Genomic DNA, 12665 nt, shown 5'->3' with positions numbered 1-12665 from the left:
CGCGAAGGTGTTTTTATAAATCTGTAGTATTGTGGGTTAAGTCAAAAAATACGATCTAAGACACAATATTATGGATTTAGAATTCAAAAGACCCGACGAGCTTGTCAAATTGCTCTGCGAGCGGTTGCGCAAAGAGCGACTGGCGCAGCAGATGACACAAGCAGATGTAGCTGCGCGCGCAGGCATTGGCGTCAACACTGTGTCCAATCTGGAAGCAGGCCGAAACGTTGCATTCGAGAGTCTGGTCCGTGTAGCAATGGTGCTTGGACGTATCAACGAGCTGGAAGGGCTGTTCCAGCCTAAGCTGGAAAGCCTTGACGACATTCTCCGCTATGAAAACAGCGCCAGTCGCCACCGTGCCAAGAGGAAACCCAACAATGCATAAGCAGGTCGACGTCTACTACGATGGCTGGGGAGAACATTGGCGTTGGGGCACACTTGTTTCATCGACCGCTATTAACGGACGCCCGCTGATTGCATTTGAGTTCAGTGATGAGGCGAAGAACAGAGGGCTTGAACTGTCGGCCTACAAGCTTCCCTTAAGTGGACCCAAACTGCGTACAGACTTTCCCGCTCACCAGTTGGGGCTGCCCGGCCCTATCTATGATTCCCTGCCTGACGGCTGGGGCATGCTGTTGATGGATCGCCTGTTCAAGCGCCGTGGTCTCAATCCTGTACGTATTGGTCCTCTGGAACGCCTGACTTACATCGGTGCCAATGCCATGGGCGCGATGTCATTTGAGCCGATGGTGCCAGAGGCATCTATATCGCAAGAAGATATTCCCCTTGCCCGACTGGCTGTCGAGGTCCAGGACGTGCTCAATGGTGAAGGTGGAGAGTTCTTGCAGAGGCTGTTGCAAATGGGGGGTTCTCCCCAAGGGGCTAGGCCAAAAGCCTTACTCTATCGTGCTCCCGCAAGTGATATATTCACCATTACTGCTGCACCTGACCTGGAGGCTTGGTTGATCAAGTTCCCGGCCAGGCAGGAGCATCCCGAAGTTTGTGCAATCGAAGCGGTTTACTCCGAATGTTTGCACAAGTGCGGTATTGATACACCGCAAACGCAGTACTTCAAACTCCCCAATGGCCAGACGGCCTTCGCTACAAAACGGTTTGATCGACAAGCCGGTATGCGAATCCCCATGCAGAGTCTGGCTGCCTTTACCGGAGCCGACTTCCAGACCCCAGGATCTCTGGATTATGCCAATTTTCTGCGTGCGACCTTGATGTGTACCAACGATGTACGAGAGCAAGTGATCGCTTATGAGAGGATTGTTTTCAATGTCGTATTCAACAACCGAGACGATCATCCCAAGAACTTCGCGTACATCATGTCGTCAACCGGCGAATGGACGCTGGCTCCTGCCTATGACGTGACCTTCTGCGACGGACCGGGTGGTTATCACCAAATGGACGTGATGGGCGAAGCTCTGGATATTAGCCGAAAGAGCCTTGTTCTTCTTGGAAGACAAGAGGTTGGGCTTTCATCTCGTGAGACAGGCTCCGTCATTGAGAAAGTCTGTGACGTTGCCAGCGACTTTACGGCCATGGCCAAAAACAGGTTCCCCCAGCAAATCACTTCAGAAACCCTGAGTACCATCCAGTATCAGATCAACGACAACATCCGTCGGCTTCGATAAGGGATAACTATACAGATAGAGGATAATTGAGTTTTTGGTTGGGGCTACCCCCTCCGGAGGACTATAGAGGTGGCTAGTGGGAGCTTCGGTTTTTTTGCGCGGTTTATAATTTATTGATCTTGTCCGTTAGTCTTTGGGTAGAGTTGGATGTCACTTGTCTAGAATGTCATCTCTTTGAGGTTATTAAATAAAGATAAATAATAAGTAACTGTGACTACCATTGGGTGTTATTTAGGTTTGTGCGCAAAATTTTTAGACGTTAAAGGCGAGGATCTTGGTGGTGATTGGTATCTTGTAGGTTTTCTCGAAACGGAATTTGCAAATATGTAGTTATACTCAATGATCCTTCGTCAAGGAATAATTGTGGGTAAAAGCTTTGTTCTGAAAATGCGCAGTAGGTTGATCAGGTGCATGCATGATTTTTTAGTGGCTATATTAATTGCTTTTGCTTCTGTCAAAGTATTTGAAGACGTTGTGGCTGTTTGCTTTATGGCTAGGTGTTTTGGTGTTGGCATAGTGCTATTATTGGCGTCGACTTGCTATGCAAGCAGGCTGGTATCCATTGGAGCATTACTCCAATGTTAAAAATATTTCGATGAGGGCAGTAGGGTGATGGTGACCAAGGAGGAAATGGTAAAAGCTATCCAGCGTATTCATGAGCTTGCAGTGGCGTATCGTGGGCCTAAAGAAGCAGAGTTTCATGAGTTGGCGCGGAGAACAGATCTCAGTACTGAAGATAATAACGTTGATCCTGACGGTGATGCCGAGCGATTGTCACCTAAGTCTGAAGATTCGGATATTAAGTGGATATTTGAGGAGGCATTGGCAATGCTTTTTTCTCTTGCATTCCCCGCTACAAAAGCGACTGCACAAGAGATATTTGATGGGTTATCATCTTTGCTTGAGCAACCTATTTCGGATGCAGTGATTGTCGGCTTTGATAAGCCATTTCGATTAAAGGCCCAGTTAAAGAAAAAAGTTCCTGTGCGTCAGCAAGAGTTATATGGATATTTTAAAGGGCTTATTCCGTCAGAAGAAGAGTTTAATAGTGAAGAGTAAAAAGCCTCCTACTCCTTCGGGGTTGATAGATAAAATAGAAAAGCTATTCAATATCGCTTCAAAAACTAGCGCTTTACCTATTTCATTGCGGTCAAAGGTTTCTATTGATAAGTTGTTTGAATTACAGGTCTTGTGGAGGGTTTTGAGGGCGTACTCTAGGCAGGCCGGTACCTCAATTAAACATGTTGCTCCGTTAAATGGTAAAGGGCTCAGTCATGAGGTTGTGATTGCTCTTAGTCCTGCTTCTGCCAATCGGAAGAAGTTTTCTCATTTTTTAATGAGTTGTGCAGGTAGTGATGATTTGGAGGCGTGGATTTCGGTTGAGGCTTATACCCTTAGTTGGTTTATAAGCCAGTCAGGTTTACGTTGTTTACCTCAGGCTCATTCCTCTGTGCCGCCAGCTGCATATCATGAGCTTGATGTGGGGGTTTTTAAAGCTGGAATAGCTCTCTATCCGTCACATGAAGATATTTGTTTGGCTGTTAGTTGCAAGAATGTGAGGAGTGCACAAAAGGAGTGTGTTAGGGAAGCCCTAGGGTTGCGGCGTGAGACTGCATATTTATCGTCTAGGAATGATGAAAGTCGTGCTCCTTGGTTAGTTCGCCATGTCCCTAACGACCCACCTAGCCCAGTGTTTCTATATAGTAGCGATCCAGGGATTCGTAAATATCAAAATCCTGTTGATCAGCATGGTGTTTATGTAAGGTATTCAAGGTTTCTTGGGTGATTATATGGTTTGTTTAAAGATTTTTGCAGGCGATTTTTAATTGCATAGTGTGTGTATTAAGGCCGGTATCCTTCTTGGTGCCTGCTTTGTAAGTTTCGTCATAACTAGTGTTGCGATTTGGTTTTTTGAGCTCTACAGGGCTATTCATGGTTCTGCAGAGCTCATTCCTTAACATTCCTGCAACCCACCAACCTAATTTCTCAATACATCCCCCCAGATTTTAATTTGTCCCATGCACAGGCTGCGCGGCCTAATCGTGTCTTTAGGGATGGCAAGGTCGTGTGATGGAAAACATTCGTACTTCAACCACTCACGCTTTCTGGTTGATGGCCAGTGTCGTGCTGGTGGCGTTGAATCTTCGGCCCGGCATGGCGGCCATCGGGCCGCTTCTGTCGGCCATTCGGGGTGATATTCCCCTCAGTTTCAGCCTGGCTTCGCTGTTGACCATGTTGCCGGTGATGGCGATGGGACTCGGGATGTTTTTCGGGATGCGGCTGGCCCGATCCCTGGGCGAGCATCGGGCCATCGGGTTGTCGCTGCTGGTGATCGGTATCGCCAGTGCGTCCCGACTGTTCATTGATGGCGCGGTGGAACTGATCGTGAGCGCGGTCCTTTCCGGGCTGGGCATCGCAATGATTCAGGCGTTGATGCCGGCCTTGATCAAGACCCGTTTCAAGGACAACGTGTCCCTGTTCATGGGCCTGTATGTCACCTCGATCATGGGCGGTGCTGCACTGGCGGCGTCGTTCTCGCCCTTCGTGCTCAAGCAGAGCGGTAGCTGGAAGGTTTCGTTGGCGATATGGGGTGTGCTCGCGTTGCTGGCGCTGGTCCTGTGGACGTTTCAACGCTCGGCGATTCCGGTCGTCGAAGCCGCGCCCAAAGGCAAGGCCGACTCGTTTTCCGCAAAGCCACGCGCCTGGTTGTTGGCCGTGTTCTTCGGCCTTGGCACGGCTTCCTACACCTGTGTGCTGGCCTGGCTGGCACCTTATTACGTGGAAAGGGGCTGGAGCGAGCAGGACGCCGGGCTGGTGCTGGGCTTTTTGACAGCGATGGAAGTGCTGGCCGGTCTGGCGGTGCCCGCGATGGTCAATCAGACCCGGGACAAACGTTGGGCGCTGGTTGCCTTGTTGCTGCTGATCATTGCCGGTTTCAGCGGCCTCATCCTCTCCTTTGAACACTTGACCCTGCTGTGGCCTTGTCTGCTGGGACTGGGGATCGGCGGTCTGTTCCCGATGAGTTTGATCATCTCCATGGACCATATCGATAATCCGGCCCGTGCCGGAAGCCTGACCGCCTTTGTGCAAGGCATCGGCTACCTGATTGCTGGCCTGTCTCCTCTGCTGGCTGGCGTCATCCGTGACCAGTCAGGAAGTTTCGAGGCGGCATGGTGGGCATTGACGGCTGTGATTGTGGTGATGGTCGGCATTGTGTTGCGATTCAATCCGCGTCAGTACCGTGAGCGCATTGGTTGAGGGGTGAAGTCGGTATTGCGGGCTAAATCACCTTCACCGCCCGCCCGATAAACTGTATTGGCCCGGTCGGTTTACCAACAGGCGAGCCCGTGGACTTCTCCAGTGTCAGCTCAAACAGCTGGTTATGTTGCAGCGGTGGCAATTTATCGAGCGGTATATGCAGGGTCTGACCCGGTTTTACCAGGCCGAGGGACACCGGTCCTTGCCAGTCGTCGGCCTTGGTCCAGAACTCCAGTGCCTTGTCCGCAGGGACTTGGGTTTCGCCCAGTGGAATGAGCTGGATTTCCTGCGAGTTGCTGGCCTGGACGACCCAGCCAGGCGCCTTGTCCTGTGGGGCGACGAGTACGACCAGATAGGACGGTGCCTGCGATGGCTGTATGAAAAGCATCGTGCCCAGCACCAGCGATGCGGCCAGCCCGGCACCGGCCAGCCCGCGCCAGATCGACAGGCTGTCCCACCAGCGTGCACGTTGCGGTTCGGTTCTGTTGGCGGAAAGCTCGGTGATGCTGCGTTCGATACGGCTCCAGAGTCCCGGCGCAGGCGTCACAGGTTCGGCCATTGCCGTCAGCGGCAGCAGGCGTTGCTCCCAGGCGTCGACTGCGGCCTGCAAGGCGGGCTCGTGTGGCAGGCGGCGCTGGATATCGATTCTCTGCCGGGCAGACAAGGTGCCGAGCACGTATTCCCCAGCCAGTTCATGGATGTTTTCGTCTGTGGGCCGAGTCATCCCATACACTCCCGCAAAGCCGTCAGGCTGCGCTTGATCCAGGCTTTGACCGTACCCAATGGGGCGCCGATTTTCTGCGCGATTTCCTGATGCGAGTAGCCGTCCACATAAGCGTGGAAAATACAGTTGCGCCGCACCGGTTCAAGTTGTTCCAGGCAGAACTGGATTCGTCCGGGATTGACGCGCCAGTCGAAGGCATCACCGGTTTCCTGCCAACCTTCAAGCGTGGCCGGTTCGTGGTGGTCTTCGCTGCCATTGTCTTCCAGGTGCTCTTCCCGGGCATTGTTGCGCAGGCGATTGAGCGCCAGATGCCGGGTCACGCTGAAAATCCAGCCGCGTGCCGAACCTCGTGTCTGATCGAAGCTTGCCGCATGGGTCCATATCTTGAGGAATGCATCATGCACGATGTCTTCCGCCAGTGCGCTGTCACGTACGAGCCGCACGACGACGCCGAGCAGCCGGGCGCTTTCCTGTTGATAGAGACGCTGCAATGCCTGGCGCTCACCGCGAGCGCAGGCCTGCAGCGTGGCTTCGTAGTCAAAAAGAGATTCGTGTGAAGACACGTCGATCCGCCATCAATGGATGATTGCTGCCTCGTTGACATCACAAGGCTCCCGCGCAGCAGCATAGCCTACTGACTGCGCGACACCCCATTGAATGGCTTCGATCACTTGCTGGCCCAGAAGATGTAGTCGGCCTGGTACTTGACCACTTCCTTCGCGCCCTTGTTGCTGGCCGAGCAGGCAGTGGCCGGTGCAACGCCGCCTTTCAGTGCCACGCGCTGGATGTAGGCCGTACCGGTCAGGGCGCCTTTGCCTTCAGCCGGATTGGCCTTGACCAGTTGGTAAGGCAGGTTGCCCGCGCTGGAAGGTGCAACGGCCACTTGAGTGCCGGTCAGTTTGGAGCCGTCTTTGGATTCCCAGGTAGCCGGTGGGCCGTAGTAGGTGCCGACCTGTTTGCCGCTGCGATCATTGAGAACAGCTTTGGGGCCGACGAATACCCATTCGGTTTCGCTGGCGGAGTTGGCTTTGGCGCGGCACTCGTACGTGATCTCGCCCACGCCGGTGGTTTCCAGAGTGATCTTGTGACCGTCCGGGACCCGTACGCTTTCGGGCAGGGAGGTCTGAGCCATGGCAACAGAAGTCAGGCAAGTGAGAGCCAGGGTACTACCTGCAAGGCAGAGCAAACGTTTTGCGTTCATGCAGAAAATCTCCAGATTGTTTAACCGCGCTCAGCAACTCGAAGTGGCTGCTGTATGTACTACCCGCGAGAAGACAATCTGGATGCAGTGATTTGAAAATATTTTTTCAGGGCCGACTGAAACGGCTGCGCAACAGCAGCACACCTGCAATCGCTGCCAGCCCCGACCCCATGAGAACGCCGATTTTTACCTCGTCCACCAGATGCACTGCGCCGGGGAAAGCGAGGTTGCCGATGAACAGGCTCATGGTGAAACCGATGCCGCACAGCAGCGCCACGCCATAGAGCTGCACCCAGTTGCTGCCTTGTGGCAAGACCGCAAGCCCGGCCCGGATCGCCAGCGCTGCCGCCAGGAAAACGCCGATCTGCTTGCCGACGAACAGCCCCAGCGCAACCCCGAGCGGCACAGGGTCCAGCAGGTTTTCGGCGGAAATACCTGAAAGCGAAACCCCCGCATTGGCGAATCCGAACACCGGCACAATGGCGAACGCGACCCAGTAATGCAGTTTTTCTTCCAGAAACAGCAGCGGCGAGCGCGCTTCTTCCTCTGGCTTGCCCAAGGGAATGCACAGCGCCAGCGCCACACCCGCCAGCGTGGCATGCACGCCTGATTGCAGCACGAAGAACCACAGCAGCGCGCCCAGTATCAGGTACGGCAACAAGCGCCGCACCTTCAGGCGGTTCATCGCAACCAGCACTGCCAGGGTCACGAAGGACGCCAGCAGCATCGGCAGGTTCAGGCCCGAGCTGTAGAAGAAGGCGATGATGGTCACGGCCCCCAGATCGTCGAGAATCGCCAGCGCCGCCAGGAACACTTTCAGGGACACAGGCACCCGGTTGCCCAGTAATGACAAAACCCCGAGTGCGAAAGCAATGTCGGTTGCCGCGGGGATCGCCCAGCCGCTGATGGTCTGCGGGTTGCCCCAGTTGATCGCTATATAGATCAACGCCGGGACCAGCATGCCGCCTGCCGCTGCAAAACCGGGCAGGGCGCGTTGTTCCCACGTGGCGAGCCCGCCCGCGAGCACTTCGCGTTTGATTTCCAGGCCGACCATCAGAAAGAAGATCGCCATGAGTCCGTCGTTGATCCATAGCTCGACGGAAAGCCCGAGCCAGACGCTATGCAGAATGGCGAAGTAGCCGGGAGCCAGAGGTGAGTTGGCAACGATCAGTGCAGCCAGCGCCGCGCCCATCAGGACAATGCCGCCTGCCGATTCCGATGACAGGAAGCTGGCCAGAATGGCAACGGCTCTAGGTGTTTCCTTTGGAGGGAATTGGGTCATGCTCGTCCTTGAAACAGGATCTTGATTTGGCGGTTCAAACGCGCAAGGCGCTCAACTCGATGAGGCAGCAGCGGCTGGCGCTGGGTGCTTGTAACTCGATTTCCAGCAGGCCGCCTGGGTTGTCCACTTGCAGGCAGTCGTTTCTGCCAAGGATTTCCCAGAGCCCGTCATTCACGCTGACGCCGATCTGCTCGGCAACGCTGAACAGCAAAAAAGTGCTGGCGGAGCTGAACACCCTCTGTGGCTGACGCACATCGATCCAGTGCAGGCGGGCACTGTAACGCTGTGGAGCATAGATCAGGTTGAAATCACGAATAGGGCCGTCGAGCAGAGCGCAACTGACCTGGCTGTCGCCACTGAAGGCCAGCGGGTCGGTTGGTAGCAAGGGGCGGCTGGTTACACCGTCGATATCCAGGGTCATGCCAGCCCCCTGGATTACGGAGATGATCCGCTGATAACCGGCAAACACTGAAAAGTCGCCAGACGTCTCGATGTCTGCAATCGACAGGCGCCAGCCGAAGCCGTCCAGGTCCTGCCCCCCATCGCGAGCAATTTCTTCGGTGCTGCCGCCGCCGTTTTTCCAGGGCATGCGAGGGTAATCGATGGCGCGCAGGGTTCTGGTCTGGGTCATTTGGTGAAGCGTCCTTCCAGGCGATGGCGGGAGCCGGGGTGAATCAGGCGCGCGGCGGTAACCGGTTGGCGTCCTGACCATGTCCGGCGACGAATCAGCAGGCACGGCTCGCCTGCATCGATTTGCAGCAACTGGCACTCGTCGGCATCGGCCAGTATCGCTTCGACCACATGCTCGCCTTCGGTGAGCGGAGCGACTTGCGACAGATAGGCGTAAGGCGTCTGTTGGGTGAAGTCCTGCTTGAGGTAGTCAGGAGCCACCAGCGCATTGACGAAACGGTCCTCGATCTGCACCGGGATATCGTTTTCAAAGTGCACGATCAACGAGTGAAACACCTTCTGGCCTTCGCGCATGTCCAGTGCCAGCGCCCGCTCGGAGCCAGCGGATTCTTCCTTGAGAATGATGACCTTGCAGGTGTGCCTGTGGCCTCGCGTGGCGATCTCGTCAGCAATGTTGTGGACTTCAAACAGCGCCGACTGGCTTTTGGGTTCGGCGACGAAAGTACCGACGCCCTGCATGCGCACCAGCAGGCCTTCGGCGGTCAGCTCGCGCAAGGCCCGGTTGATGGTCATGCGGCTGAAACCCAGTTGGGTCACCAGTTCGCTTTCCGAGGGCACGCGATGATGCGGCGGCCAGGTGCCGTTCTGGATTTGCAGGGCAATCATCTGTTTGACGCGGGCATAGAGCGGTGCCGGACTTTCGCCCATCTGGGCTGCCAAGGGAGAAGAGGCGGGCGGAATCGGCACGTGCGGGTCCTTGTCTGGGTGGTTCAGCTACGAAATAGCGCCCAAGCTAACCATTAACCTGCGGTACGGCAAGCGTGCGAAGGTTTACCGGGCCCCAGAACGTCTGTATATGTATATACAAATTACAGTGATGAGGTTTGAAGTCAATGCCAGCCTTCTTTGCCGAGCGCGCATTACTACCTGGTGGTTGGGCCGATAATGTCCGTCTGGAGGTCAGTGCCGAGGGTTTATTGAGTTCGGTGCAGGCCAATGCTGACCGGCAGGGCGCCGAGTCTGTCTGCGGCCCGTTGCTGCCCGGCATGCCGAATCTGCACTCCCATGCGTTCCAGCGTGCGATGGCGGGTTTGGCGGAAGTGGCAGGCAACCCCAGCGACAGCTTCTGGACCTGGCGCGACCTCATGTATCGACTGGTCGGAAAGATCAGCGCGCCGCAGGTGGGCGTCATCGCCCGTCAGCTCTATATCGAGATGCTCAAGGGCGGTTTCACCTCGGTCGCGGAGTTTCACTACGTCCATCAGGACACCAACGGCAAACCTTATGCCGATCCTGCCGAGCTGGCCTTGCAGATCAGCCAGGCCGCCATATCGGCGGGCATTGGCCTGACATTGCTGCCGGTGCTCTACAGCCATTCGGGCTTTGGCGGGCAAGCGCCAAACGAAGGGCAGCGCCGGTTTATCCACAGCACCGACAGCTATCTGGATTTGCAGGCCCGCCTCAAACCGGTCATCGCCAGTCAGGCGGCGCAGAACCTGGGTCTGTGTTTCCACTCGTTGCGCGCCGTTACTCCGCAGCAGATCAGCGAAGTGCTGGCCGCCAGTGACCGGCAGTGCCCGATACACATCCACATCGCCGAGCAACAGAAGGAAGTCGATGATTGCCTGAGCTGGAGCGGGAGACGTCCGTTGCAGTGGCTGTATGAAAACGTGGCCGTGGATCAGCGCTGGTGCCTGGTGCATGCCACCCATGCCGAGCCGGATGAAGTCGCCCTCATGGCGCAAAGCGGCAGCGTTGCCGGTTTGTGCCTGACCACGGAAGCCAACCTCGGCGACGGTATTTTCCCGGCCGTGGACTACATCGCTCAGGGCGGTCGTTGGGGGATTGGCTCGGACAGCCATGTGTCGGTGAGTGTGGTCGAAGAACTTCGCTGGCTGGAATACGGCCAGCGTCTTCGGGATCAGCGCCGCAACCGGTTGTATCGCAGCGATCAGCCCATGGTCGGTCGAACCCTGTTCGATGCGGCATTGAGCGGCGGCGCGCAGGCGTTGGGGCAGGGCATCGGCAAGCTTGAGGTCGGGCAGCGCGCAGACTGGATAGTGCTGGATGGCTCGGACCCGTATCTGGAAACCGCCTCCGGCGATGCAATCCTCAACCGCTGGCTGTTTGCGGGCGGTGATCGGCAGGTTCGCGATGTGCTGGTCAAGGGCCGCTGGGTAGTGCGCGAAGGGCACCATGCGGCAGAAGAGGAAAGCAGCCGGGCGTTTGCGCAGGTGCTTCGGGAGTTGCTGGGCTAGGAGTGAATGTATTCACGAAAGGGGCCTCACAGCCCCTCCATGAATACAGATCACTTCCCGATCTTTGAATTATCCTCACGCCAGATCAGCCGGCTGGTGTCGTAACCCTGCTGGCGTGCCTTGCTCATCATGTCCTGCTTGACCTGCTCCGACACGGTTGGCGTGCGGGACAGCAGCCACAGGTATTTGCGATCAGGATTGCCGACCACGGCAGTCTTGTAGTCGTCACCGATGGCCAGAACCCAGTAGTCGCCTTTTGCCAGACCCGGCAGCAGTCGTGAGAACCAGTTGTCGAAAACCACCCACAGCTTGTCGGTCTTGCCCGGTACTTGTGGCGAGGCGGTGCCGGTTGCTTCCTGCCATTTGCCTTCGATTGTCCGGCAGCGGTTGGTTACGCCGATATTACCGTCAGGCTTGAGCGTGTAATGCGCTTCGGACTGCGCGCAGTTGCGCTGGAAAAACATGGGCAGCCGCGCCAGTTCATACCAGGTGCCCTGATAGCGGTTCAGGTCGACACTGTCGACGGTCTTGGGTTCGAGGTTGTCTGCAGAATGCGCGAAACCGATGGCCAGGAAGCTGGCCATGACGAGAATACCGAAGCGTAGAAGTAGCTTGATCATGAGTTATTTCAGACCTTGGCCCGAGAAAATAAGCACTTTGTCGCCCGCATATTGCACGCTGATAAAGGTTTTCTGGTCGCCCCAGGTGCAACTGGACATCCCCAGTGCGCCGGAACATTCAGTCGGGCTGCCCAGCAGGCTTTCGACCTGCGCCTTGGGCATGCCAGCGGAAAGCTTGGAGTAATTCTCTTGAGTGATCTTGCTGCAGGCAGTCAGCAGCACGCAAAACGACAGTAACGCGAGAGAGCGCAAAGACATGGATGAAGCTCCTGAACGGAAGGAGGCTGCGTCGCAGCAACAGGTCTATGAACCTGGCTGGCGCAATGCCGAAAGCTTAGAAGATAAAACCGGGATCTGGTTCCCTTGACCCGTAAATCCCTGATGGCAGGTGATGCGCGGACGATGGATGATTTCCGGCGAGCCAGAGCGCATCGATTGGCGAAGCCCCTAAAAGCTTGAGCCGGGCGTCTTCAGAAACTCGATCTCTTCATCGGTCGAGGCACGGCCGAGAATGTCGTTGCGATGGGGGAAGCGACCGAAGCGGGCAATGATTTTCTGATGACGCTCAGCGTAATCAAGGCTCTGATTGAAGTAATCGCGGTCGGTGGCAGGCAGCAGGGGAAGCAGTTTGCCAAAGCAGGTGATGGCCTGGTTCTGCACGTCCAGGTTTTCGCTGTGCTCCAGCACCAGATAGATGAAGGTGCGTTCAAGGGGTTCCAGATGCTGATCTCGACCCAGTTTCAGGCCGTGTTGCACCAGTGCCTGAGCGCGTTCATCGCCGGCAAATGCCTTGGGTGTGTCGCGATGGATCATGCGGGGCAACTGATCGAGCAGCAGGACCAGTGCCAGCCAGCCCTTGGGGTTTTCTGCCCACTCCTTGAGGCCGCCAGTCAGCGCCTGTTCGACCAGCTCACCGAAGCGCTCACGAGCTTCGGTGTCAGTGGCCCGGCTCTTGCCGAACCACAATTTCTCCCTGGCCTTCACCACTTCGCTGGCGGATTCGGCAGAGCCGAACCACCATTGCAGCAGAGGTAGCCAGGGAGCGGACATGG

The 12665-nt window shown here is 56.1% G+C and carries 15 protein-coding genes; 6 read left to right on the top strand and 9 right to left on the bottom strand.

The features are described 5' to 3' along the window. Window positions 1-70 precede the first annotated feature (70 nt). The 5 genes from KGD89_RS24375 to KGD89_RS24355 all read left to right on the top strand — a co-directional run bounded on the left by KGD89_RS24375 (window position 71) and on the right by KGD89_RS24355 (window position 4898). A complete protein-coding gene (locus KGD89_RS24375; RefSeq protein ID WP_025262341.1) occupies window positions 71-385 on the top strand; it encodes a helix-turn-helix domain-containing protein in 315 nt (104 codons plus the stop codon). After that, window positions 378-1640 carry a type II toxin-antitoxin system HipA family toxin gene (locus KGD89_RS24370; RefSeq protein WP_025262340.1) on the top strand — a complete coding sequence of 421 codons (1263 nt, stop codon included), beginning with the start codon at window positions 378-380 and terminating at the stop codon, window positions 1638-1640. Before KGD89_RS24375 ends, KGD89_RS24370 begins: the two co-directional genes overlap by 8 nt. Window positions 1641-2249: 609 nt before the next feature. After that, on the top strand, window positions 2250-2699 hold the full coding sequence (locus KGD89_RS24365; RefSeq protein ID WP_143008740.1) for a hypothetical protein: 450 nt from the start codon (window positions 2250-2252) through the stop codon (window positions 2697-2699). Continuing rightward, a complete protein-coding gene (locus KGD89_RS24360) occupies window positions 2644-3426 on the top strand; it encodes a hypothetical protein (RefSeq protein ID WP_162883709.1) in 783 nt (260 codons plus the stop codon). Before KGD89_RS24365 ends, KGD89_RS24360 begins: the two co-directional genes overlap by 56 nt. 284 nt (window positions 3427-3710) lie before the next feature. Then, complete coding sequence (locus KGD89_RS24355) at window positions 3711-4898, top strand: cyanate transporter (protein ID WP_025262338.1); 1188 nt, start codon at window positions 3711-3713, stop codon at window positions 4896-4898. Between the two features lie 22 nt (window positions 4899-4920). On the opposite strand, the gene KGD89_RS24350 is transcribed toward KGD89_RS24355, so the two are convergent. The 6 genes from KGD89_RS24350 to hutC all read right to left on the bottom strand — a co-directional run bounded on the left by KGD89_RS24350 (window position 4921) and on the right by hutC (window position 9443). Next, entirely contained in the window at window positions 4921-5622 is a 702-nt protein-coding gene (locus KGD89_RS24350; protein WP_025262337.1) for an anti-sigma factor, read from the bottom strand. Then, window positions 5619-6185, bottom strand: a complete 567-nt coding sequence (locus KGD89_RS24345; RefSeq protein WP_025262336.1) for a sigma-70 family RNA polymerase sigma factor — start codon at window positions 6183-6185, stop codon at window positions 5619-5621. The genes KGD89_RS24350 and KGD89_RS24345 overlap by 4 nt, the downstream gene beginning before the upstream one ends. A 104-nt stretch (window positions 6186-6289) precedes the next feature. Then, on the bottom strand, window positions 6290-6823 hold the full coding sequence (locus KGD89_RS24340) for a DUF3455 domain-containing protein (protein WP_025262335.1): 534 nt from the start codon (window positions 6821-6823) through the stop codon (window positions 6290-6292). Between the two features lie 106 nt (window positions 6824-6929). Further along, entirely contained in the window at window positions 6930-8105 is a 1176-nt protein-coding gene (gene nhaA, locus KGD89_RS24335; protein ID WP_025262334.1) for a Na+/H+ antiporter NhaA, read from the bottom strand. A 34-nt stretch (window positions 8106-8139) separates the two neighbouring features. Continuing rightward, the gene (locus KGD89_RS24330; protein ID WP_025262333.1) at window positions 8140-8736 is read right to left on the bottom strand and encodes a HutD/Ves family protein; all 597 of its coding nucleotides are present in this window, start codon (window positions 8734-8736) and stop codon (window positions 8140-8142) included. Continuing rightward, on the bottom strand, window positions 8733-9443 hold the full coding sequence (gene hutC / locus KGD89_RS24325; RefSeq protein WP_176767556.1) for a histidine utilization repressor: 711 nt from the start codon (window positions 9441-9443) through the stop codon (window positions 8733-8735). The genes KGD89_RS24330 and hutC overlap by 4 nt, the downstream gene beginning before the upstream one ends. Window positions 9444-9628: 185 nt before the next feature. Between hutC and KGD89_RS24320 the strand changes: the two genes are divergently transcribed. Beyond that, on the top strand, window positions 9629-10993 hold the full coding sequence (locus KGD89_RS24320) for a formimidoylglutamate deiminase (RefSeq protein ID WP_025262331.1): 1365 nt from the start codon (window positions 9629-9631) through the stop codon (window positions 10991-10993). Window positions 10994-11043: 50 nt separating this feature from the next. Here KGD89_RS24320 and KGD89_RS24315 read toward each other — a convergent pair whose 3' ends face one another. The 3 genes from KGD89_RS24315 to KGD89_RS24305 all read right to left on the bottom strand — a co-directional run bounded on the left by KGD89_RS24315 (window position 11044) and on the right by KGD89_RS24305 (window position 12663). Continuing rightward, window positions 11044-11613 carry a lipocalin family protein gene (locus KGD89_RS24315; protein ID WP_025262330.1) on the bottom strand — a complete coding sequence of 190 codons (570 nt, stop codon included), beginning with the start codon at window positions 11611-11613 and terminating at the stop codon, window positions 11044-11046. A gap of 3 nt (window positions 11614-11616) precedes the next feature. Continuing rightward, complete coding sequence (bamE, locus tag KGD89_RS24310) at window positions 11617-11871, bottom strand: outer membrane protein assembly factor BamE domain-containing protein (protein ID WP_025262329.1); 255 nt, start codon at window positions 11869-11871, stop codon at window positions 11617-11619. A gap of 189 nt (window positions 11872-12060) precedes the next feature. Beyond that, window positions 12061-12663 (bottom strand): DUF924 family protein, encoded by a 603-nt coding sequence (locus KGD89_RS24305; protein ID WP_025262328.1) that lies wholly within the window; start codon window positions 12661-12663, stop codon window positions 12061-12063. Between the last annotated feature and the right edge of the window lie 2 nt (window positions 12664-12665).

The organism is Pseudomonas cichorii, from assembly GCF_018343775.1.
Lineage (GTDB): Bacteria > Pseudomonadota > Gammaproteobacteria > Pseudomonadales > Pseudomonadaceae > Aquipseudomonas > Aquipseudomonas cichorii.
This window is presented reverse-complemented; position numbering and strand designations above follow the sequence as displayed.